This window comes from Methylibium sp. T29-B, assembly GCF_000576225.1.
Lineage (GTDB): Bacteria > Pseudomonadota > Gammaproteobacteria > Burkholderiales > Burkholderiaceae_C > Methylibium > Methylibium petroleiphilum.
This window is the reverse complement of sequence record NZ_AZSN01000066.1, coordinates 1-20,912: the sequence shown is the minus strand read 5'-3', so window position 1 is coordinate 20,912 and position 20,912 is coordinate 1. Positions and strand designations below refer to the sequence as shown.

Below are 20,912 nucleotides of genomic sequence, written 5' to 3'. Positions count from 1 at the left end.
TCGCCGAGCCGCTGCTGGCCGGCGAGCGCTTCGACACCGGCGAGGACGCGCTGGCGCACGCCGACGGCGTGGCGGCCATCCTGCAGGCCATCGGCGCGGCGCCCACGATGCGGGCCGCGGCCTACCTGGTCTACGCCGGCGACTACCTCGCCAAGCCCGAGGAGGTGATCGCCAAGGCCTATGGCGACAGCTATGCGAGCCTGGTCGCGCACACCCGCAAGCTCGTGCAGGTGCAGCGCAGCGCGCGCGAGGCGCTCGGCGACGCGGCGCTCGACGCCGCGCAGCAGGCCGCGCAGGTGGAGCGCGTGCGCAAGATGCTGCTGGCGTTCTCGCGCGACCTGCGCGTGGTGCTGCTGCGCCTGGCCTCGCGGCTGCAGACGCTGCGCTACTACGCGGCCAGCAGGCAGGCGTGCCCGCAGGCACTGGCGCGCGAGTCGATGCAGGTGTTCGCGCCGCTGGCCAGCCGGCTCGGCATCTGGCAGATCAAGTGGGAGATCGAGGACCTGGCGTTCCGCTTCCAGCAGCCCGACGAGTACCGGCGCATCGCCAGGCTGCTCGACGAGAAGCGCGTCGAGCGTGAGCAGGTGGTGGAGGCCGCGCGTGCCCGTCTCGTGACGGTGCTGGCCGAGGTCGGCGTGCGCGCCGAGGTGCAGGGGCGGCCGAAGCACCTGTACAGCATCTGGAAGAAGATGCGCGGCAAGCACCTGGACTTCGAGCGCGTGCTCGACGTGCGGGCGCTGCGCGTGATCGTCGACGACGTGCCGGCCTGCTACGCCACGCTCGGCCGGGTGCACGAGCTCTGGCGCTCCCTGCCCGAGGAGTTCGACGACTACATCGCCCGCCCCAAGGCCAACGGCTACCAGTCGCTGCACACGGTGGTGCTGGACGAGCAGGACCGCCCGATCGAGATCCAGATCCGCACGACCGCGATGCACGAGCACGCCGAGAGCGGCATCGCCGCCCACTGGGCCTACAAGGAAGCCGGTGCCCGCGGCTACGCCGGCGTCAGCGCCGGCGGCGACTTCGAGGAGCAGGTGGCTCAGGCCCGCAAGGCCGTGCTGCGCCAGTTGCTGGCCTGGGAGCGCGAGCTGGTCGAGCCGGGTGGCGACGGTGCGGTCGGAGCCGGGCAGGGCCTGTTCGACGACCGCATCTATGTGTTCACACCGCAGGCCGCCATCATCGAGCTGCCGTCCGGCGCGACGGCGATCGATTTCGCCTACACGCTGCACACCGACCTGGGCCACCGCTGCCGCGGCGCGCGTGTCGACGGCGCGATGGTCACGCTGAACACGCCGCTGCAGAGTGGCCAGACGGTGGAGATCGTGGCGGTGAAGGAGGGCGGGCCGTCGCTCGACTGGCTCAACGGCGAGCTCGGCTACCTGCGCAGCTCGCGCGCCAAGACCAAGGTGCGTGCCTGGTTCAACGCGCTGACCCAGCAGCACACCATCGCAAGGGGCCGCGAGGCGGTGGAGAAGCTGCTGCAGCGGGAGGGCCGCACGGCGATCAAGCTCGACGAGCTGGCCTCGCAGCTGGGCTTCCGCAACGCCGAGGCGCTGTTCGAGGTGGTGGGCAAGGACGAGTACTCGCTGCGCAACATCGAGACGCTGCTGCGCCCGCCCGAGCCGCTGCCCGACCCCGACGAGGCACTGGCCCAGCGCTTGCGCCGCGGGCCGAGCAGCGACGCCACGCCCAAGGGTGGCGTGCTGGTGGTCGGCGTGGAATCGCTGCTCACCACGCTGGCGCGTTGCTGCCGTCCGGCACCCCCCGACGCGATCGGCGGCTACGTGACGCGTGGCAAGGGCGTGGCGATCCACCGCACGGGCTGCTCCAATTTCCGGCAGATGGCCGGCCGCTCACCAGAGCGGGTGATCAGCGTGGCCTGGGGTCGGCCGCGCGGTGATGCACCGGCGGTGTACCCGGTCGACGTGGCCGTGGAGGCAGCGGACCGGCAGGGCCTGCTGCGCGACATCTCCGAGCTGTTCGCGAAGGAGAAGATGAACGTGGTGGGCGTGCACACGCAGTCGCTCAAGGGCACGGCGTGGATGACCTTCACGGTGGAGATCTCCGATTCCGCGCGGCTGCAGGCCGTGCTGGGCTCGGTGTGCCAGGTGAGCGGCGTGCGCAGCGCGCGCCGTCGCTAGCGTGCGGCCCGGTTGCCGGGCGTCAGTCCTTTCGGGCCATGCTAGACTCCCGGCTCCTCAGGCGCGTAGCTCAGCTGGTTAGAGCACCACCTTGACATGGTGGGGGTCGTTGGTTCGAGTCCAATCGCGCCTACCAAATTCGGTAGAGAGAACAAGCACCTGGCGGAGACGCCAGGTGCTTTTCTTATGCCGGTACGGAAAAGTACGGCAAGTCAACTTGCCGGCGGACGCGCTCGAGACTTGGGCTTCAAGAAGCTTGGCTTCATGCCGCGTGCAGCCCGCCGGTCAACAGGATCTCGCCCTGGCCAGCGAGGGCGTGCAGCGATACCTGTGGCAAAGCGCCTTCGGCGCGATGTTGATCGAAGTGCGAGACGGTGTATTCGAGATCCTCAGGGCCGGCATGCGCGCTTCGGCGAATTCGGCACTCGGCGCTTGACGGCTCACGGCCGACGCCTCTCCCGCTCGAGCACATTGGTCCACAGCCGCTGCAGGTTGTCGAGGCCGCCGGCGGTGGAACTCCACAGCGTGGCGTCACCGATCAGCAAGGTGCCGGCGAACACATCTCGGTGCGACTGAAGCAAAGCGTCGAAAAGGAGGCCCCGCTCCTGGACGAACGGATGCGGCGGGGCCGCCGGATCGATGCGCTGGCGCGCGAGCACCTCGAGCTTGTGAACGGCGTCCGCGCGGCGCTCGAGGTGCGGGAGATGGGCATGCAGGTTGAGCGATCCGATGCCTTCGAGCAGGTGCAGGCGATCGAGCTCTCGCGCCGCTTCGATGGGCGCAGGCCGTCCGTCCGCTTCGACCGCAGGGCGCAGCCCGAACCGGTTCTCCACCGGAACCCCCAGTCCCGCCAGCAGAGAACGCGCAAAGCCTCCGAAGCGCTGCTGCGGTGGAATCGTCCTGTCGCCGTGGTGCGTGAATTCCGCCAGCTGCAGCGCCATGCGCTCGTCGTTCGGCAGATCGGGCACGACCCCGATGTCGTGGTGCGGGCAGACGAACAGCAGGTGGTCGGGGTCGGCCAGGAAGCGCTGCACGGCGGTGACCTCTTGCGCGCTGGCCGTCTGTGCGGTGCGCAAGGAGTCGAAGCTGATCACGATCACCGTGTCGGCTGAGCCGAGCAGATCGTCGTCGAGCGGCCGTTGCGCGCCGTCGTCCCCACCGCGCTCGGCCTCCGCCACCGTGCTGCCGCACCGCGCCCTCGCCAGCTCGACGAAGGCCACGAAGTTCTGCCGCTGGATGAAGTCGAGGAAGCCACCGATGCCCTGGTCGAAACGTTGCGGATCGGACAGCGCCTCGTACCTCGGATAGAGCATCCGGCGGCTCTCGAACAGGGCGGGGAAGCGGTTGTCGATGACCGCCAGCGGAGCGCCGGTTTCTTGTGGCCTGCTCCAGGCGAAGTACAGCAGGACCTTGCGTCCGACAGCGCTGCTACCTGCCATTGCCGGTTCCTTCTCGTGGTGCGGCCGGGCCGGCCGCGCCACGGAACTTAGCTGCTCTTCTGCGTCTTGTCACGGCCTGGCGACCCCATCGCATCGCGCGCCGATGCCAGGTGTCTTCTCCTTGGCAGTCGGACCGGACATCCGTCCGCTATTGCTGCTTGGCACCCTCCGTCAGACGCCGACCCAGCCCGACGGCGTATGGGGCCGCACGGGCCGCGAGCATCGGGTCGCCGGACGGCTCCACGCCCTTCGGCAGCACCATCGGGTTGTAGGTGATCGTCAGGCACTCGCCACCGCTGTCTTCCGCCACGGAGGTGATCTTCAGCAGGCCCAGATTCACCTTCTTGCGGCCTTCCGGCAGCGGCACGGTGGCGCTGTCGATCTTGTCGTCGGCCTGGGCCAGTTCCAGGTTGAAGTTGAACGCGACCTTGCCGTCCTTCACGCGTTGGCGCAGGTCGTCGAACAGGAAGGCCGGCCCCTTGGCCTTGGCTTCCTCGTCCGTCAGGCCCTGGAGCCCGCCGACAGGTTCGAAGATCCATTTTCCGAACTGCCGGGTTCCGCTGGCGTTGACGAAGCCGAAGGCGTGCACGCCCCAGTAGTTGACCGTGCCGAAACTGGCCGGCACCGGCTGAGACGCAAAGTACTTGCCCTGCAGCAGCACTTCGGGGTTGGCGTCGGCGAAGGCCTTGACCTTGGCAGCGTCCGGCGTCTTGGTGACCGGGTCGGGTTGCAGCGAAGCCAGGCGGCCGAAGAACTGCTGCGGCGACGACGCACCGAACACCGGTGCCGAGATGTTGCCCATCTGCCACTGCTCACCGTTGGGCAGGTTGAACTGCAGGGCCAGGTTGCGCTGGGACTTGGCGTTGTCCGGCGCCTTCGGGTTGGCGCCGCCTACCGAGAAGCGCGCCACCACCGGCACCGGGTTGCCGCTGAAGGCCGAGGCCGTGGACAGCGCACGTGCCTCCGCCGAACCGACGAACTCGCCCGTCGCGCAGATGCCTTTCGCACCCGAACGGCGAAAGCCTTCGAACTTGCCGAAGGTGGACTCGAACTGGTTCAGGAAGGTGTTCGGGTCGACCGGCGCGGCTGCGGGCGATTGCGCGAAGGCAGTCGCGGCCAACAAGGCGGAGGCAGTGGCCACCGCGGAGGGAACCAGCTTCGTCATGGATGTAACTCCTGAGGCGAGAGAAGTAGGGTGGGGAAGTCGCGTGCCGGCAACCCGCATCGGGCCTTTGGCAACGCTTGAATGCGTTGTCGTTTCCGGAGGACCAAACTTACAGTGCGCCCGCCAAGTCGCGGATCGCACCTCAGATCGCGCGCTGGCCGACGCGCAAGGACAACGCGTCCGCGCTCTCCTTGCGCTCGCTGTAGCGGTCCACGAGGTAGGGCGCCACGTCGCGCGTCAGCAGCGTGAACTTCATCAGCTCCTCCATCACGTCGACCACGCGCTCGTAGTAGGCCGACGGCCTCATCCGGCCCGCGTCGTCGAACTCGAGGTAGGCCTTCGCGACCGAGGACTGGTTGGGGATCGTGATCATGCGCATCCAGCGCCCGAGCACGCGCAGCTGGTTCACCGCATTGAAGGACTGCGAGCCGCCGGACACCTGCATCACTGCGAGGGTCTTGCCCTGCGTGGGGCGCACCGCGCCCACGCTCAATGGGATCCAGTCGATCTGCGCCTTCATGATCGCTGTCATGGCGCCATGGCGTTCGGGGGAGACCCACACCATGCCTTCGGCCCACGCGGCAGCCTCGCGCAGCTCCTGGACCTTGGGGTGGCTCTCCGGTGCACCGTCGGGCAGCGGCAGGCCGGCGGGATCGAACACCCGCACGTCAGCGCCCATGGCGATCAGCAGGCGCGCGGCTTCCAGCACGAGCAGCCGGCTGTACGAGCGCTCGCGCAGCGAGCCGTAGAGGAGCAGGAAACGCGGCGCGTGGCTCGACGTGCCGGCGCCGTTCAGGCGCGCGCCGGTGGGCGTGTCGAAGAGCGTTGCGTCGATGTAGGGCAGGCTCAGGTCGGGGAGTGCGGGGTTCGTCGTCATGGTTTCAGTCCTGCCTCGTACCAGCCCTTGCTGGCGTTCACCCAGCGCACCACCAGCAGCATCACCGGCACCTCGATCAGCACGCCCACCACGGTGGCCAGCGCCGCGCCGGATTCGAAACCGAACAGGCTGATCGCCGCCGCCACGGCGAGCTCGAAGAAGTTGCTGGCGCCGATCAGCGCCGACGGGCAGGCAACGGCATGAGTTTCGCCGAGACGCCGGTTCAGCCCATAGGCGAGGCCGGCGTTGAAGAAGACCTGCAGCAGGATCGGCACCGCCAGCATTGCGATCACCAGCGGCTGCTGGAGAATCGCCCGGCCCTGGAAGGCGAACAACAGCACCAGGGTCGCGAGCAATGCGGTGATCGACCACGGGCCGATGCGGGTCAGCAGGCACTCCAGCGCGCCCGAACCGCGCCGCAGCAGCGAGCGGCGCCACAGCTGCGCCAGCACGACCGGGATCACGATGTAGAGCACGACCGACGTGACCAGCGTGTCCCACGGCACGCTGATGGCCGACATGCCCAGCAGCAGCGCCACCAGCGGCGCGAAGGCGAACACCATGATGGCGTCGTTCAGTGCCACCTGCGACAGCGTGAAGAGCGCATGCCCGCCGGTCAGTCGGCTCCACACGAACACCATCGCCGTGCAGGGCGCGGCGGCCAGCAGGATCAGGCCTGCCACGTAGCTGTCCAGCTGATCGGCGGGCAGGTAGGGCGCGAACACATGGCGGATGAAGATCCACCCGAGCAGCGCCATCGAGAACGGCTTGACGGCCCAGTTGACGAACAGCGTGACGCCGATGCCGCGCCAATGCTGCTTGACCTCGGCCAGTGCGCCGAAGTCCACCTTCAGCAGCATCGGGATGATCATCACCCAGATCAGCAGGCCCACCGGCAGGTTGACCTGCGCGACTTCCATGCGCCCGATGGCCTGGAACGGCCCCGGCAGCCACTGCCCGAGTGCGATGCCGACCACGATGCAGAGGAAGACCCAGACGCTGAGATAGCGCTCGAAGAGACTCATCGGTGCGGCGGCCGCCGGCGCCGGAGCCGGCAGGGTGACGGTGGACATGGATCAGCGCGTGCCGATGGCCCGGATCTCGCGCTGGATCGCCAGCCGGTCCAGCGACGCCATCGGCAGCGTCAGCATCAGGTCGATGCGCCGCTTGAGGATGACCGCGGTGTCCCAGAAGGCGCGCGCCTTCTCTTCATCGCTTCCCTGCACCGCCGAAGGATCCGGCACGCCCCAATGGCCCGTCATCGGCTGGCCGGGCCAGACGGGACAGACCTCGCCGGCGGCGTTGTCGCAGACGGTGAACACGAAGTCCATCTCCGGCGCACCGGGCCGGCTGAACTCCGACCAGTCCTTGCTGCGATAGCCGTCCGCGGGGATGCCCATCCTGCCCAGCGTGAGCAGGGCGAACGGGTTCACGGCGCCGGCTGGCTGACTGCCGGCGGAGTAGGCCTTGAAGCGTCGGTCTCCGGCGTGGTTGAGCAGCCCTTCGGCCAGGATCGAGCGCGCGGAGTTGTGCGTGCAGACGAAGAGCACGTTGTGGGACTTGTCGGTCATGGTGGGGTCCGGTTCGGAAGAGCGGGTTTGAGCGCTCAGCAGGTCGTGCAGCCGGCGGCCGGTACGAGCTCGCAGGGTTGGCCCTGGCAGCAGTGGGCGGTCAGGTAGGAGAGCAGGGTGTTCATGTGGGCCAGTTCGGGCCGGTAGATCAGATGGCGGCCGTCCCGCTGCTGCGAGACCAGGCCCGACACCAGCAGTCCCTTCAGGTGAAAGGACAGCGTGGAGGCCGGCACGTCGAGCGTGGCCGACAGGGCCCCCGGCGTCATGCCCTGGGGCCCCGCACCCACGAGGGCCCGGAAGACGCGCAGGCGCATCGGCTGGGCCAGCGCGGCGAGTGACGCGACGGCGGAGTTTTCGTTCATTCATCGGCCTTTCGGGCGCGGGCGTGCTCGAGGAGCATCCAGAGGAGGCATCCAACAATTCGATGATTATGGAATTGTTGGATGACAGCTTCGTGACGGCGCAACGGCACGCCAGGGCGTCGCTGGGGAAGCGAAGGCGGCAAGGAGGCCGCCGGCTGCGATGGAGCCAGGATGCCGGCGGTCCGGACCCGGTGCCGTGGGCACCGGCGGCGGCGCGCTGGGGCGGCTACTCGAGCATCAGGTAGACGCCGAAGCAGGCGACGGCTGCAGACATCAGCCACTCGACAACCCGGCGCAGGCGCACGGGACGATGCAGCGGCAGAGACAGGGGCAGCGGCGCAGTGGCGTCGGTTGTCGTGGTCTTCATCGGCATAGCCTGTCTGGGGAGCGGAGGACGTGCGGGAGCACGCTCCCGGTCGCCGGCGAAACGCAGGGGCTGCGACTCGCCTGTGGCGCAGGCTACGTTCCGATTCTTAAGCCTTCGTGAAGCGGGTCGGTGTTGCGCCTGGCCGCGCCACAGGTGTTGCATCGGCTCGCCCGGTGCGACACGCGCCGAGCCATGGCCGGGTCGCCCCGCAAGGCCGTCGCGGCCCGCCGGGCCTTTGTTTTCGCGGGTTCCGGTGGCATCACCGCGCGGCGGGCACGCGCCGTAGCGGCACGGCACGGGCATTGCAATGTGAGAGTGGGGCGGTGTCGCGACGCGCGAGCGTGCGACGGTCCGCCGCAGGAGACAAACCCCAACATAGGTTCCCCCATGAAGATTCGAATCACCACCCTGGCCGTTCTGACGAGCGGCCTCCTGTTGTGCGGTGCCTCGGGCCAGGCGCTCGAGAAGGCGCCTGTGCTGTCGCTCGACGCGGCGCAGAAGGCTGCTGCAGCCTGCCGGGCGCTGGCCGTGCAGAAGAACTGGCGCATGGCGATCGCGATTGCCGATGCCGGCGCCAACACCGTCCTGTTCGAGCGCATGGACGCAGCTTCCTCGGCAGCTCCGACATCGCGGTGCGCAAGGCAAAGACCTCGGCCAACTTCCCGTTCCCGACCAGCACCGCAGCCGAACTGAGCCACGGCAAGGACGGCAAGCCGGGCGTGGTGCCCGGCTTCGCCTGGACGCCCGGTGTGGTGACCTACGGTGGCGGCCTGCCGATCATGGCCGGCGGTGCGCACATCGGCGGCATCGGCGCCAGCGGCGGCTCGCCCGAGGAGGACGAGCAGTGCGCGAAGGCCGGGCTCGACGCGATCAGGGACCTGCTGAAGTGAGGTGCGCCTGATCGAGCGGTGGCGGGGCGGTGCGATGCCGCCCCGTCCTGTTTACCAGGGCACGTAGTCCGCGTCGGCCGCCTTGCGGTCGGCGGCCTTCACGCGCACCGACTCGGCCCGCAGGAAGGCGATGATCACGCGGATCTCGCCGTCGCTCAGCGCACCGCCGAAGCCGCCCATCTGCGTGTTGGGCCGGCCGTTCTTGATGATGCCAAACATGTAGTCGTCGCTGTTCGCGCCGCCCGGGCCCCAGGCCCCCTTGATGAGCTGCGGCCCCTTGCCGCCCTTGCCGCGAGAGTTGTGGCAGAGCTGGCAGTTGCGGCCGAACAGCTCGCTGCCCTGGCGTTCGAGGTCGGCGGCACCGAGTTCGGCGGGGGCCGTCGTGGCCGCGGGTGTCCCGGCGGCCGGGGCCGAAGCGGCCCGGGCCGCCGGGGCCGAAGGCGAGCGCAGCGCAGGGCAGCACGGTGAAGAGCAGGGCGGCGAGCGGGCGCCGCAACGAAGGAAGACGCATGGTGGGCAGGAAGGTCGGAAACACGGTCATGGGGAGGCGGGTCGGGGTCAGGGCGGCGTGATCTTCGGCAGGTCGTGGCCCTGTGCGATCGCGTCGAAGCGACCCTCTCCGCGGAGGGCTTCCACGGCGGCCGCGATGTCGCGCGTCAGCGCTTCGTCGACGCGTCGCGTCGCGACGGTCAGTCCGGTCACCAGGTCGGCGTCGCCCAAGGATTCGGTGCCGCGCACGTAGCCCTTCGCGGCGTCGTCGGCCAGCCAGGGCGACCAGATCAGCGCCACGTCGATCTCGCCGGACTTCAGGCCGGCCAGCAGGGCCGCGCTGCCGGGGAAGGGCGCGCGCGGCAGGTTCATGCGGTGCAGGTAGAGGTCGGCCGGCGTGGCCGAGACCGCGCCGATCTTGCGCGCACGGCGCAGGCTGGCGGTGGTCGGCACCGGACGGCCCGGCGCTGCCACCGCGACGTAGCCGAGCAGCAGGTAGGGGCCCGACTGGGTGAGCTTGCGCTCGGCCAGCTCGCCGGCCATGTCGGGGCCCTGGGGAATGCCGAGGTAGGCGTCGCACTGGCCGGCGGCGAGCGTCTGGCGCAGCGCCTTGCCGATGCCGCCGCGGTTCGGCACCTGCACCCACACCAGCCGCAGCGGGCGGTTCAGCTGCTTCGCCAGCGCCTGGGCCACCTCGACGTCGATGCCTCGCTCGGGCGTGGCCTCGGCGGCGAACGGCGGGTCGTCCTGGTCGACGCAGATCTTGAGCGCGGCGGTCGCGGGCGCATCGGCGGCGCCGGCGATGCCGGCCACGGCCATCAGCGCGGCGAGCGCAAGAGGTCGGATAGAGGTTGTCATGATCGATGCGGCCGGCGGGACGCGGCAGCCGCCGCGCCCCGCCGTGGGCTCAGTCGGACAGGCCGAACACCATCATCCCGCCACCGCGGTTGTTGCGCTTGAACAGCTCGTCGTAGACCAGCGGCCAGAGGCTGCCGCCGCCGGGACCGTAGACGATCGCGACGTACTGCTTGCCATCGGCCGTGAAGGTGGTCGGGTTGCCGTGGATGCCGGAGCCGACATTGAAGCGCCACAGCTCCTCGCCGGTGTCGTCCTTCAGCGCGCTGAAGTAGCCTTCTGCATCACCCGAGAACACCAGCTTGCCCGCGGTGGCAAGCAGGCCGCTCGTGGCCGGCGTGCTCTGCGGACGCGTCCAGACCTGTTCGCCGGTGGTGGCGTTGAAGGCCTTCACGCCGCCCGTGTAGGGATTGGCCTTCAGCACCTTCGACGACAGGAACCACTCGCCCTTCTTCCACTCGGACTTCTTCGCCTGCACGTCCATCGAGCTGTCGATGAAGGGCACGTAGATCAGCTTGGTCCGCAGGCTGTAGGCGGCCGGGTGCCATTCCTTGCCGCCGTCGAGGATGGGAGCGATGTCGGTCGCGATGCGGTCGTAGCCGGGCACCTTGTCGGGGTTCACGATCGGGCGGCAGTTGTCGCCGAAACCGGTGACCCAGTTCACCCGCGCGATCGGCACGACCCAGTTGCACTTGCCGTTGGTGCGGTCGATCGAGTACAGGTGGCCGTTGCGGTCGCCGTGCAGCCAGACCTTGCGACCCTTGTCGTCGTCGACGAGGATCATCTCGTTGTTGCCGTCGTAGTCCCAGGCGTCGTTCGGCGTGTACTGGAAGTGGTACTTGATCTTGCCGGTGTCGGCGTCGAGCGCGACCGTCGAATTGGTGTACAGGTTGTCGCCCTTGCGCACGCTCGGGTCGAAGTCCGGCGCTGGATTGCCCACGCCCCACAGCACGGTGTTGGTCTTCGCGTCGTAGGTGCCGGTGAGCCAGGCCGAGCCGCCGCCGGTCTTCCACGAGTCGTTGGCCCAGGTCTTGGCCTGCGGGTGATCGGCGCTGGTGGGGCGCGTCTTGAACTCCCAGATCGTGTTGCCGGTGGCCGGATCGAGTGCGGTGATGCGGCCGACGTTGGCGCCGACGTCGCCGCCGGAGTTGCCGACGATCACCATGCCCTTGGCGACCAGCGGCATCGAGGTGTAGATCTCGCCGGTCTGGTAGTCGCCCATCTTGCGTTCCCACACCACCTGGCCGGTGGTGTTGTTCAGCGCGACGACGTGCGTGTCCAGGGTGGCCATGAAGACCATGTCCTTGTAGACGGCCACGCCGCGGTTCACCGCGTCACAGCACAGCTTCGGGCCCAGGTCGCCGGGCAGTGAGCGCTCGTACTTCCACAGCATCTTGCCGGTCACGCCGTCGAGCGAGAACACCTTGTTCTGGCTCGCCGTCACGTAGATGCGGCCGTTGACCACGGTGGTCTGGCTGTCCTGCGCCTCGTTGACGCCGAACGACAGGTTCCACTTGGGCACCAGCTTCTTCACGTTGTCGGTGGTGATCTGCGTGAGGGCGCTGAAGCGCGTGTTCTGGTAGTCCTTGCCGTAGTGCAGCCAGTTGTTGGCGTCCTTGTCGGCGTTGAGCAGCATGTCGTTGCTGACATAGTTCGGGCGCCACTTGAAGGTGGCCTCGAGAACGTTGACGCCCAGCGGCGGCTCGGCGTCCTGCGCCTGGCCGATCGAGGTGAGGGCGAGCAAGCGAGGCAGGCGGCGAGAGGGCGCAGCCTGCCGTGCGGGAGAGGTTGAAGCGGATCATCGTTGAGTCTCCTGGTCGCGTACGCGTAGGGGTCGGTACGTCGTGTTGTTCGCCAAAAAACGGCCCGGGTTCCCACAACGCCGGAGCGGTGCGTGAACGCGGGCCTCAAGACACTGACGAAAGTGTTCTTTGGAAGATCAGAAGTTGTGGTTGATGCCGACGTTGATGAACGTCGTCTTCGCGTCCGGCTTGAAGCTGCCGTCGGCCACGATGCTGGTCTTCAGGGCGGCGGCACCGGTGGCGCCGGCGTCGGCGTCCACGAACGCGGCCTGCGCGTAGATCGTGGTGCGCTTGGAGATGAAGTAGTCGTTGCTCAGCACGAGGTTCTTCGTGTGGTTGGACTTGTTCTCCTTGTCCTTGTTGTCGTAGTAGGCGACGGTGGCGTTGTTCATCGGGTGCCACTTCCAGTCCACGCCGACGCCCAGGCCGTTGACCTTGGAGCTGGTGGTGCCGTCGGCGTTGTTGTTCTCGCCGCGCAGGAAGTTCGCCTTGAACGTGAAGTCGCCGAACGGCACGGCGGCGCCGACGCCGGTGTGCTTGACCACCTTCTCGCCGGTGATCTGGTCCTTCATGAACTCGTGCGAGAACGACAGCGTCACCGGGCCGCTGTAGCTCAGGCCCACGGCGAGGATGGAGTTGTTCGACGTGCTGCCGGCCTGCTCGCCCAGCGAATACAGCACGCCGGCCGTCACCGGACCGAAGGTGTTGCGGTAGTGGATCGAGTTCTTGAAGAAGATGCCGACGTCGTTGTTGCTGTTGACGCTGCCCGCACCGGCGATCGGCTCGAGCTGGTTGTAGGCCCAGGCGTAGAGGTTGGAGAACTGCTCCTTGAACGCGCGCGGCTCGGTGCCGATGTGCGCCAGCAGCGCGGGGCCGTACTGGCGGCCCAGGATCAGCGTGCCCCAGTCGCCGGACAGGCCGACGTTGGCCTGACGACGGAAGAGCACCGTGCCGACGGCGGGCGTGCCGTTGTCGCCGGTGCCGTGCAGGCCGCCGGTGTCGGTGTCGAAGTGCGACTCGAGGTTGAAGAAGGCCTTCAGACCGCCGCCCAGATCCTCGGTGCCCTTGAGGCCCCACACGCTCTGGCGCAGGCCGCTGGTCTCGAGCCGCGTGAGGCGGCCGCCCGCGGCGGACTTCGATTGGGTCAGGACGCCAGCGTCGATGATGCCGAAGATCTGGACCGACGAGGCGTCGGCGGCTGCGGCTGCGCCGGAGGCCAGCGCGAGGACTGTTGCAGTGGCGGCGAGACGCCGTTGCTTTGCCGAGATGCCGGTGGCTTTCTTGTCCATTGTGTCTCCTGGTTTTGTTAGGTAAGGGCAGTCCCCGCGTTGTGGATGGCGGGGCTCGCCTGTCGTGAACGGTCGACTTCCTGCCGTGTCGCCGTGCGGCCTCTTCTGCAGCATCCATGCCATGCGTCGCGACATCCCGCTTCACGAGGGCGTGCTCTCTTACGCAACGGGGAAAGCGGGGTGTGCGCGGTGTTTCGATGGCGCATCTGCCGCATCACAGTTGTCGCTCGTGCGACAAGCGTCGAAGTCCTGCGTCCGAGTGAAAGCGGTGTGCCGCATGTGCGCCCGACGTGCCGTCGGGACACGCATCGGCAGGCGTCTTTCCAGGGTTTGTATGTGTCACTGCAGCGACAGTTGATGCAGCACACCTGTCGCTGCGCACGGCGTCTTGCTGCGATGCGTCGAGCGCGGTCGCCGCCGCGCGGCGAGCATGCGGAACGGGCGGTCGGCGCGGCGGCGGCAACAGATGTCGCGTGTCCGGGCACGTGCGTGCGAAGCGTCCTGCCCGTCGCGGGCAGGTCCGGTGACGAGGGGCGGACGACGCCAGCGCCTATATCGACCCGGAGGTCGATATAGGCGCAAGCTGGAATATTCGGGGCCCGCGGCCGGTGAATATCACTCCGGCTTCTGCGTGCCCAGGTATTTCAGATAAGCCACCAGTTCCCAGATTTCTTCCTTGGTGAATACATCGCCCCAGGGCGGCATCGGCGTGGCACTTCCACCACCGTCGGAAATCATCCGGAAGGCGTATTCGGGCAGCAGGTCCTGGCGGCCGACGAACAGCGGAGGCGCGTGGCCGTGGCAGAACGCCGCGCAGGTCGAGTCGAAGCGGCTCTTGCCGGCACTGATGCGCGCGGGATCGCTCAGGTCGATCGGCGGCGCATCGGCGGGGCTCGTGCCAGCGGCCGGATCGGGCGGCGGAGAACCGCCGGCCAGGGCCCCGGCGACCAGCAGCGCGGTCCCGGCGGCGAAGGTGAAGGTCAGGAGGAGGGGTCTCATGCAGAAGCTTCGATGTCGTGGTCGTGGAGCGGAATCGAGACGAGGGGTGGGCTGGAACCCGCCACCCACCCCTCGTGCCGGGCCGGGTCAGTTCACCTGCACGGCCACCAGTTCGGCCGGGAGGCCGGCTCCCCCGATCGGCGCGACGACGAACTGCTTGCCGCCGGCGGAGTAGGTCATCAGGTTGCCGAACACGCCGCCGGGCAGACGGACCTCGCCGACCAGCGCGCCGGTCTTCGCGTCATGCGCGTAGAGGAAGGGCTCGGGCTCCTCCTTCGTGGCCTGCGTGATCAGCGCGTTGCCGCGTGCCGACAGGCCGATGACGCTGTTGGTGCCCTCCGGTGCCAGGAACAGCACGTTCTCGGTCAGAGCGATGTGGCTCTGGCGCGGCACACCCACGCGGTCGAGCTTCAGGTCCTTCAGGGCCGGGTGATCGACCGGGCCGCGGCCGGCCGGGATGCGCCACAGGTGCTTGCCGGTGTTCATGTCGATCGCGGTGACGGTGCTGAACGGCGGCTTGAACAGCGGCAGCCCGTCCGGACCACCGACACCGGCCCAGGTGCCGGTGTAGTCGTACACGCCGGTCGTCCCCTTCTTCAGCTTGATGCCGAACGGGATCGTGAACGAGGGCACGTAGAGCACGTTGGACTTCGGGTTGTGCGCGGCGCCCACCCAGCTGGCACCGCCGAGCACGCCCGGCACTTCCAGCGTGCCGGCCTTGTCGAGCGTCGGCGGGAAGTAGAGCGGGCCGTAGTTGTAGCGCGCCAGGATCTTCTTCGCCTCCTCCTTCAGCTTGGGCGTCAGGTCGATCAGGTCGTCCTCGGTCACGCCCTGCTGCACGAAGGGCGCCGGCTTGCTGGGGAAGGGCTGCGTCGGCGACGACTTCTCGCCGGGCACGGTGGACTGCGGCACCGCCTTCTCCTCGATCGGCCAGATCGGCTTGCCGTTGACTCGGTCGAACGCGAACACGAAGCCCTGCTTGGTCACCTGCACCGCGGCCTTGATCTTGCGGCCGTCGACGGTGAGGTCCATCAGGTTCGGCGCGGCCGGCAGGTCGTAGTCCCAGATGCCGTGGTGCACGATCTGGTAGTACCACGCGATCTTGCCGGTCTTGGCGTTCAGCGCCACCAGCGACTCGCCGAACAGGCCGTCGCCCTTGCGCTGGCCGCCGTAGAAGTCGTTCGCCGGCGTCGACAGCGGCAGGTAGACCAGCCCCTGCTCGTCGTCGCAGCTCGCGCGCGTCCACATGTTCATGCCGCCGGTCGACTGCGCCGAGTCGCCTTCCCACGTCTCGTTGCCGGGCTCGCCCTTCTGCGGCGGCGCATGGAACACCCAGCTCTGCTTGCCGGTCATCAGGTCGAAGCCACGCACGTCGCCGGGCGGGTGGTTCTTCAGCGGGTCGCGGCCGATCGCGAAGGAGTCGAGGACGGCGAGGCTGGGGATCACCTGTCCGCCGCAGATGATCGGCGGCGTGGTCGGGCTCACCAGCGAGCGGTCGACCGGGCGGCGCAGGCCTTTGGTCAGATCGATGCGACCCTTGTCACCCCAGCTCTCGATCGGCTTGCCGGTCTTCGCGTTCAGTGCGACGAGGTAGGCGTCGGGCGTGCCGACGAAGAGCCGCCGGTCCTCGCCCTTTTCCCAGTAGGTCACGCCGCGGCTGATGAAGCCCAGGTTCGGCGGTGTGCCGTCGGCCCAACCGCCGCCGTCCCAGGTCCACAGCGTCTTGCCGGTGGCGCCGTCGAGCGCGGTCACGATGCCCAGCGGCGAACTGGAGTACAGCACGCCGTTGACCGCCAGCGGCGTGGACTGGTTGACCCAGGTGCGCAGCTCCGGGTTGTCGATCGGCAACTGGTTGCCGGGCAGTGGCACGCGCCAGGCCACCTTCATCGACTTCACGCTCTGCAGCGTGACGTTCACGCCCGGCTCGAAGCGGGATCCCGCCTTGTCGCCGTTGTACTCGCGCCAGTTGCCGGTCTCGGCGGCACTTGCAGCGATGCACGCAGCGGCCGTCGCCGTCAGCAGCGCCGTGGTTCTGATCGACATTGTCTTGCTCCTCGTTGTGGGACGACGCGTGGCGCCCGTCCCTTGTCTCCATATATTCGGCAGGCACGCGGCCGACCGGTCCGGCAGGCAATTTGCGGGATAGCGACAAACTGCCTGCGCGGCCTTGGGCTGCAGGACACATGCCATTTCGGCAGGGATTAATTCCCGACCCGACACGACCCGGGATAATTTCCCGCGCGATAAATGTCGGGACGAATTCCCGTATTCATGGCGCGAGCCACCGGATAGGGAAATGCAATAAATCGGTGGGGAGCTGCGATGGCGGGTTCGCGCCATCGCAGCTCACGCGCTCGCCCGGATGCCCAAGCGCGCAGTCGGCGGCGCCGTGGCTGCGACACGTGTCGCGCCGATCGTCGCGCCGCGACATCTGCAGCGTGACGCGGCCCGGAGCGCTTGCGATGCCTCTGCGGCGCGTGGCATGGAAACTGCCTTTGTGGTGCCCGGGGCTCCTGCGATACCGTGTGTCGGCGCACGAGAAGCACCTAAAAAACCACCATGGAGACGATGAGATGAATCACTTTCCCAGCGGCAACAAGAAACAGCTGGCGGCACTCGCCGCGGCCCTGACCGTCGGCCTGTTCGCCGCGGCACCCGCGGGCGCTGCGGGCAGTGGCCCCGGCTTCGACGACCCCAACAACTGGCCCCAGTACCACCGCAGCTTCAACGCGTGGCGCTTCAGCCCGCTGGACCAGATCAACAAGTCCAACGTCAGCAAGCTCAAGGTGGCCTGGATCCACCAACCCGGCACCATCACCCACGGCCTGCAGGCCACGCCGATCGTGATCGACGGCGTCATGTACACCATCGCGCCGGACAACAACGTGTTCGCGCTCGACGCGGCCACCGGCAAGATCATCTGGCGCTACACCGCCAAGCTCGACCCGATCGTCAAGGAAGTGTTCTATGGCTCGGCCAGCCGCGGCGTCACCGTGGGCCGCGGCAAGGTGTTCATCGGCACGCTGGACGGCCGCTTCGTCGCGCTCGACCAGAAGACCGGCAAGGAGCTGTGGTCGACCCAGCTCAGCGACATGAAGAAGGACTACGGCGCGCTGTTCTCCTCGCCGCCGCAACTGGCCGGCGACACGCTGTTCGGTGGCACCACCGGCGGCGACCAGCCGATCATCGGCAAGATCTTCGCGGTCAACGCCGACACCGGCGCGCGCACCTGGACCTTCGAGGTGCCGAAGGACGACCCGAAGAGCTGGCCCGGCGACAGCCGCAAGGTCGGCGGCGGCTCGGCCTGGCTGCCGGGCACCTACGACCCGACGACCGACACCATCTACATCGGCACCAGCAACGCTGCGCCGGACTTCAACCACGACGACCGCAAGGGCGACAACCTCTACACCGCCACGCTGCTGGCGCTCGACCCCAAGACCGGCAAGGTCAAGTGGCACCGCCAGGAGGTCCCGATGGACACCTGGGACTTCGACGCGGCCTACGAGGCGCTGCTGGTGCCGGACGGCAAGGGCAAGAACGTGCTCGTTCACCTGAACAAGAACGGCTTCGTCTACGTCATGGACAAGGACACCGGCGCCATGCGCAATGCGTGGCAGTACACCGAGAACATGAACTGGGCCAAGGGCGTGGATCCCAAGACTGGCCTGCCGATCGACCCGGTGTATCCGGAGACCGACAAGCAGAAGCTGCACTGTCCCAACCTGCTGGGTGCGCGCAGCTGGAACCACGGCGCCTACAACCCGAACACCAAGCTCTGGTACTCGCACGGCATGGAGGTCTGCAACTTCGTGACCAGCGCCAAGCAGGGCCCGGTGCCCGGCATCGGCGGTCTGTCGCTCGGCCTGTCGGACATCAAGCTCACCGATCCCCCGGGCAAGAAGGCCGACGGCTGGCTCGCCGCCTTCGATCCGCTGACCGGCAAGCAGGCCTGGAAGGTGCGCTTCGACATGCCGCCGCTCAGCTCGGCACTGGCCACCGGCGGCGGCCTGGTGTTCACCGGCGACATGTACGGCAACCTGTTCGCCTTCGACGCCGACAATGGCAAGGAGCTGTGGAAGTTCGCGGCCGGCTCGGGCGCTCGCGGCGGCCCGATCAGCTACTCGGTCAAGGGCAAGCAGTACATTGCGATCCCGACCGGCCTGGGCTCGCACGCGCCGGGCTTCCTGACCGGAGCCTTCCCGCAGATCCGCAACCTGCCGGGTGGCGCTGCGCTGCTGGTGTTCGCCGTCGACTGATGCTCGACGCGTGATGTTCTGAACACGGCGCTCGCTGCGCCGTGACGGGGAGGACGGTTAGTGGCCGTCCTCCCCCTTGACCTTGTGAAACGAGAACGAAGGAAGTCTTTCCGATGAAGAGCCTGCTGAGCCCCCGCCTCGTGACCCTCGCCGCCGTGCTGGCGTGTGCCGTCGGTCCGGCGATCGGCACGCCGCCGCCCAAGCCCGCCGACGAGTCGGCGCCTGCCGGCGGTGCTGCCGCACCGAGTTTCGATCTGAACGACGTCGCGCGCATCGAGGCCGGCAAGAAGCGCTTCAACTCCACCTGCTCCGCCTACTGCCACGGTGCCGAGGGCGAGGGCGGCAAGACGCCGCCGTTCAAGGGCAACACGAAATTCGTGGCGGCCGATGCCTACAAGACCATCAGCGAAGGTCGCCGCGGTTCGGACATCATGCCGCCGTGGGGCAATGCCTTCACGCCAGAGCAGATCTGGGAGCTGGTGGCCTACATCCAGTTCCTGTCGAAGCAGCCGCCGTCGCAGTGAGGGGTGCTGGGTTCAGGTCTTGAAGTGGTCGAAGCGGGCGTAGATGTCGCGCTCCGGGCAGCCCCGTCCGTCGACCAGGCGCAAGCCCTCCGAGGCCTGGATGACGCCGATGCGCGTGACCGGCGTCTGGGCCGCCCAGGCGGCATCGACCACCGCCTGCCGGTCTCCGCGCCGGGCCGTGAACAGCAGTTCGTAATCGTCACCGCCGGCCAGCGCGAACTGGCGGCGCAGTGACGGCGGCAGCTGCGTCAGCAGCGCCGACTCCGGCAACGCGTCGACGTCCAGCGTGGCACCGACGGCCGAACTCTCGAGGATGTGGCCCAGATCGCCGATCAGGCCGTCGGACACGTCGACCGCGCTGGTCGCGATGCCGCGCAGCGCCAGGCCGAGCTCGACGCGCGGCGTCGGCATCTCCATGGCCATGCGCGCCGTCTCGAACACCTCGCCGTCGGCCTGCAGCGTGCCGCGGAACACCTCCAGCGCGATGCGTGCATGGCCGGGCTGGCCGCTGACGTAGAGGTCGTCGCCGGGCAGGGCGCCCGAGCGCAGCAAGGCTGCACCGACCGGCACCTCGCCGAACACCGTGATGCAGATGTTCAGCGGACCGGCGGTCGTGTCGCCGCCGATCAGCTCGCAGTCATGCTCGTCGGCCAGGCGGAACAGACCGGTCGCGAAATCGGCCAGGAAATCAGGGTCGGCGTTGGGCAGCGAGAGCGCGAGCGTGAAGGCCAGCGGACGCGCACCGCAGGCGGCCAGGTCGGACAGGTTCACCGCGAGCGCCTTGTGGCCCAGCCGCTCGGGTCTCACCGTCGACAGGAAGTGACGGCCCTCGACCAGCATGTCGCTGGAGATCGCCAGCGACATGCCGGGCTTCACGCGCAGCAGCGCGCAGTCGTCGCCGACGCCGAGCGCGGCACGCCGCGCAGGACGCTTGAAATAGCGGTCGATCAGCTCGAACTCACCGAGCGGCATGGTGTTTCTCCGCGGCGGTGCGTTCAGCCTGCGACGACACCCACACCCGCGGCGTGGGCCTGCTGGTCGGCGTGGTAGCTCGAGCGCACCATGGCGCCTACGGCGGCGTGGCTGAAGCCCATCGCGTAGGCCTCGGCCTCGAAGCGCTTGAAGGTCTCGGGCGTCACGTAGCGCCGCACCGGCAGGTGGTGCCCGCTGGGCGCCAGGTACTGCCCGATGGTGATCATGTCGATGTCGTGCGCACGCATGTCGCGCATGACCTGCAGGATCTCCTCGTCCGTCTCGCCCAGCCCGACCATGATCCCGCTCTTGGTCGGCACGCCCGGGGCGAAGGCCTTGAAGCGCTTGAGCAGGTCCAGGCTGAACTGGTAGTCCGAGCCGGGCCGCGCTTCCTTGTACAGGCGCGGGGCGGTCTCGAGGTTGTGGTTCATCACGTCCGGCGGGGCCGCCTTCAGGATCTCCAGCGCGCGGTCGGCGCGGCCGCGGAAGTCGGGCGTGAGGATCTCGATGCGGGTGGCCGGGGAGAGGGCCCGCACCTGGCGGATGCACTCGACGAAGTGGGCCGCGCCGCCGTCGCGCAGGTCGTCGCGGTCGACGCTGGTGATGACCACGTAGCTGAGCTTGAGCGCGGCGATGGTCTTGGCCAGGTTCTGCGGTTCGTCGGGGTCGAGCGGGTCGGGGCGGCCGTGGCCGACGTCGCAGAACGGGCAGCGCCGGGTGCACTTGTCGCCCATGATCATGAAGGTGGCGGTGCCCTTGCCGAAGCACTCGCCGATGTTGGGGCAGCTGGCCTCTTCGCAGACGGTGTGGAGCTTGTGCTCGCGCAGGATCTGCTTGATCTCGTAGAAGCGGGTGCTGGGGCTGCCGGCCTTGACGCGGATCCAGTCGGGCTTCTTCAGCGTCTCGGCCGC

At 68.4% G+C, this 20,912-nt stretch carries 19 protein-coding genes, 1 tRNA gene and 1 pseudogene; 6 read left to right on the top strand and 15 right to left on the bottom strand.

Annotated elements, in window-relative coordinates; translation table 11 throughout:
- From Y694_RS12055 to Y694_RS24285, 3 genes are all read left to right on the top strand, one after another.
- The coding region (locus Y694_RS12055) for a bifunctional (p)ppGpp synthetase/guanosine-3',5'-bis(diphosphate) 3'-pyrophosphohydrolase (RefSeq protein WP_036232776.1) at positions 1-2,141 on the top strand (2,141 nt) is incomplete at its 5' end.
- Between the two features lie 59 nt (positions 2,142-2,200).
- Positions 2,201-2,277: transfer RNA gene (locus Y694_RS12050), tRNA-Val, on the top strand.
- Between the two features lie 135 nt (positions 2,278-2,412).
- Entirely contained in the window at positions 2,413-2,577 is a 165-nt protein-coding gene (locus Y694_RS24285) for a hypothetical protein (protein ID WP_155935823.1), read from the top strand.
- Positions 2,578-2,581: 4 nt separating this feature from the next.
- On the opposite strand, the gene Y694_RS12045 is transcribed toward Y694_RS24285, so the two are convergent.
- The 7 genes from Y694_RS12045 to Y694_RS24280 all read right to left on the bottom strand — a co-directional run bounded on the left by Y694_RS12045 (position 2,582) and on the right by Y694_RS24280 (position 7,922).
- Positions 2,582-3,580: a hypothetical protein gene (locus tag Y694_RS12045; RefSeq protein ID WP_036232773.1), complete on the bottom strand. Its 999-nt coding sequence runs from the start codon at positions 3,578-3,580 to the stop codon at positions 2,582-2,584.
- Positions 3,581-3,728: 148 nt separating this feature from the next.
- Positions 3,729-4,745 (bottom strand): catalase family peroxidase, encoded by a 1,017-nt coding sequence (locus Y694_RS12040; RefSeq protein WP_036232771.1) that lies wholly within the window; start codon positions 4,743-4,745, stop codon positions 3,729-3,731.
- A 142-nt stretch (positions 4,746-4,887) separates the two neighbouring features.
- Positions 4,888-5,622, bottom strand: coding sequence for an arsenical resistance protein ArsH (gene arsH, locus Y694_RS12035; RefSeq protein WP_036232768.1), 735 nt, complete (start codon positions 5,620-5,622; stop codon positions 4,888-4,890).
- Positions 5,619-6,695 carry an ACR3 family arsenite efflux transporter gene (gene arsB, locus Y694_RS12030; RefSeq protein WP_036232767.1) on the bottom strand — a complete coding sequence of 359 codons (1,077 nt, stop codon included), beginning with the start codon at positions 6,693-6,695 and terminating at the stop codon, positions 5,619-5,621. The genes arsH and arsB overlap by 4 nt, the downstream gene beginning before the upstream one ends.
- A gap of 3 nt (positions 6,696-6,698) precedes the next feature.
- Positions 6,699-7,193 (bottom strand): arsenate reductase ArsC, encoded by a 495-nt coding sequence (locus tag Y694_RS12025; RefSeq protein ID WP_036232764.1) that lies wholly within the window; start codon positions 7,191-7,193, stop codon positions 6,699-6,701.
- A gap of 35 nt (positions 7,194-7,228) precedes the next feature.
- Positions 7,229-7,555, bottom strand: a complete 327-nt coding sequence (locus Y694_RS12020) for a helix-turn-helix transcriptional regulator (protein ID WP_036232762.1) — start codon at positions 7,553-7,555, stop codon at positions 7,229-7,231.
- 226 nt (positions 7,556-7,781) lie between these two features.
- Positions 7,782-7,922, bottom strand: a complete 141-nt coding sequence (locus tag Y694_RS24280) for a hypothetical protein (RefSeq protein ID WP_155935822.1) — start codon at positions 7,920-7,922, stop codon at positions 7,782-7,784.
- Between the two features lie 192 nt (positions 7,923-8,114).
- Between Y694_RS24280 and Y694_RS26750 the strand changes: the two are divergent.
- Positions 8,115-8,812, top strand: a pseudogene (locus tag Y694_RS26750) (GlcG/HbpS family heme-binding protein).
- Positions 8,813-8,863: 51 nt separating this feature from the next.
- On the opposite strand, the gene Y694_RS24270 reads toward Y694_RS26750, so the two are convergent.
- The 6 genes from Y694_RS24270 to Y694_RS11985 all read right to left on the bottom strand — a co-directional run bounded on the left by Y694_RS24270 (position 8,864) and on the right by Y694_RS11985 (position 16,289).
- Entirely contained in the window at positions 8,864-9,142 is a 279-nt protein-coding gene (locus Y694_RS24270; protein WP_155935820.1) for a cytochrome c, read from the bottom strand.
- A 228-nt stretch (positions 9,143-9,370) separates the two neighbouring features.
- Complete coding sequence (locus Y694_RS12005) at positions 9,371-10,159, bottom strand: ABC transporter substrate-binding protein (RefSeq protein WP_081782231.1); 789 nt, start codon at positions 10,157-10,159, stop codon at positions 9,371-9,373.
- A 49-nt stretch (positions 10,160-10,208) separates the two neighbouring features.
- Complete coding sequence (locus Y694_RS12000) at positions 10,209-11,900, bottom strand: methanol/ethanol family PQQ-dependent dehydrogenase (protein ID WP_197028783.1); 1,692 nt, start codon at positions 11,898-11,900, stop codon at positions 10,209-10,211.
- 195 nt (positions 11,901-12,095) lie between these two features.
- The gene (locus Y694_RS11995) at positions 12,096-13,247 is read right to left on the bottom strand and encodes a porin (RefSeq protein ID WP_011829191.1); all 1,152 of its coding nucleotides are present in this window, start codon (positions 13,245-13,247) and stop codon (positions 12,096-12,098) included.
- A gap of 615 nt (positions 13,248-13,862) precedes the next feature.
- A complete protein-coding gene (locus Y694_RS11990) occupies positions 13,863-14,246 on the bottom strand; it encodes a cytochrome c (RefSeq protein ID WP_011829192.1) in 384 nt (127 codons plus the stop codon).
- Positions 14,247-14,333: 87 nt separating this feature from the next.
- Positions 14,334-16,289 carry a pyrroloquinoline quinone-dependent dehydrogenase gene (locus tag Y694_RS11985; protein WP_036232757.1) on the bottom strand — a complete coding sequence of 652 codons (1,956 nt, stop codon included), beginning with the start codon at positions 16,287-16,289 and terminating at the stop codon, positions 14,334-14,336.
- A gap of 530 nt (positions 16,290-16,819) precedes the next feature.
- On the opposite strand from Y694_RS11985, the gene Y694_RS11980 reads away from it, so the two are divergent.
- Complete coding sequence (locus Y694_RS11980; RefSeq protein WP_011829194.1) at positions 16,820-18,505, top strand: PQQ-binding-like beta-propeller repeat protein; 1,686 nt, start codon at positions 16,820-16,822, stop codon at positions 18,503-18,505.
- Between the two features lie 113 nt (positions 18,506-18,618).
- Positions 18,619-19,029 (top strand): cytochrome c, encoded by a 411-nt coding sequence (locus Y694_RS11975; RefSeq protein ID WP_036232753.1) that lies wholly within the window; start codon positions 18,619-18,621, stop codon positions 19,027-19,029.
- A 12-nt stretch (positions 19,030-19,041) separates the two neighbouring features.
- On the opposite strand, the gene thiL is transcribed toward Y694_RS11975, so the two are convergent.
- Positions 19,042-20,001 (bottom strand): thiamine-phosphate kinase, encoded by a 960-nt coding sequence (gene thiL / locus Y694_RS11970; RefSeq protein WP_036232751.1) that lies wholly within the window; start codon positions 19,999-20,001, stop codon positions 19,042-19,044.
- Positions 20,002-20,024: 23 nt separating this feature from the next.
- Positions 20,025-20,912 (bottom strand): lipoyl synthase (gene lipA / locus Y694_RS11965; protein ID WP_036232748.1); only part of this gene is annotated, 888 nt, incomplete at its 5' end.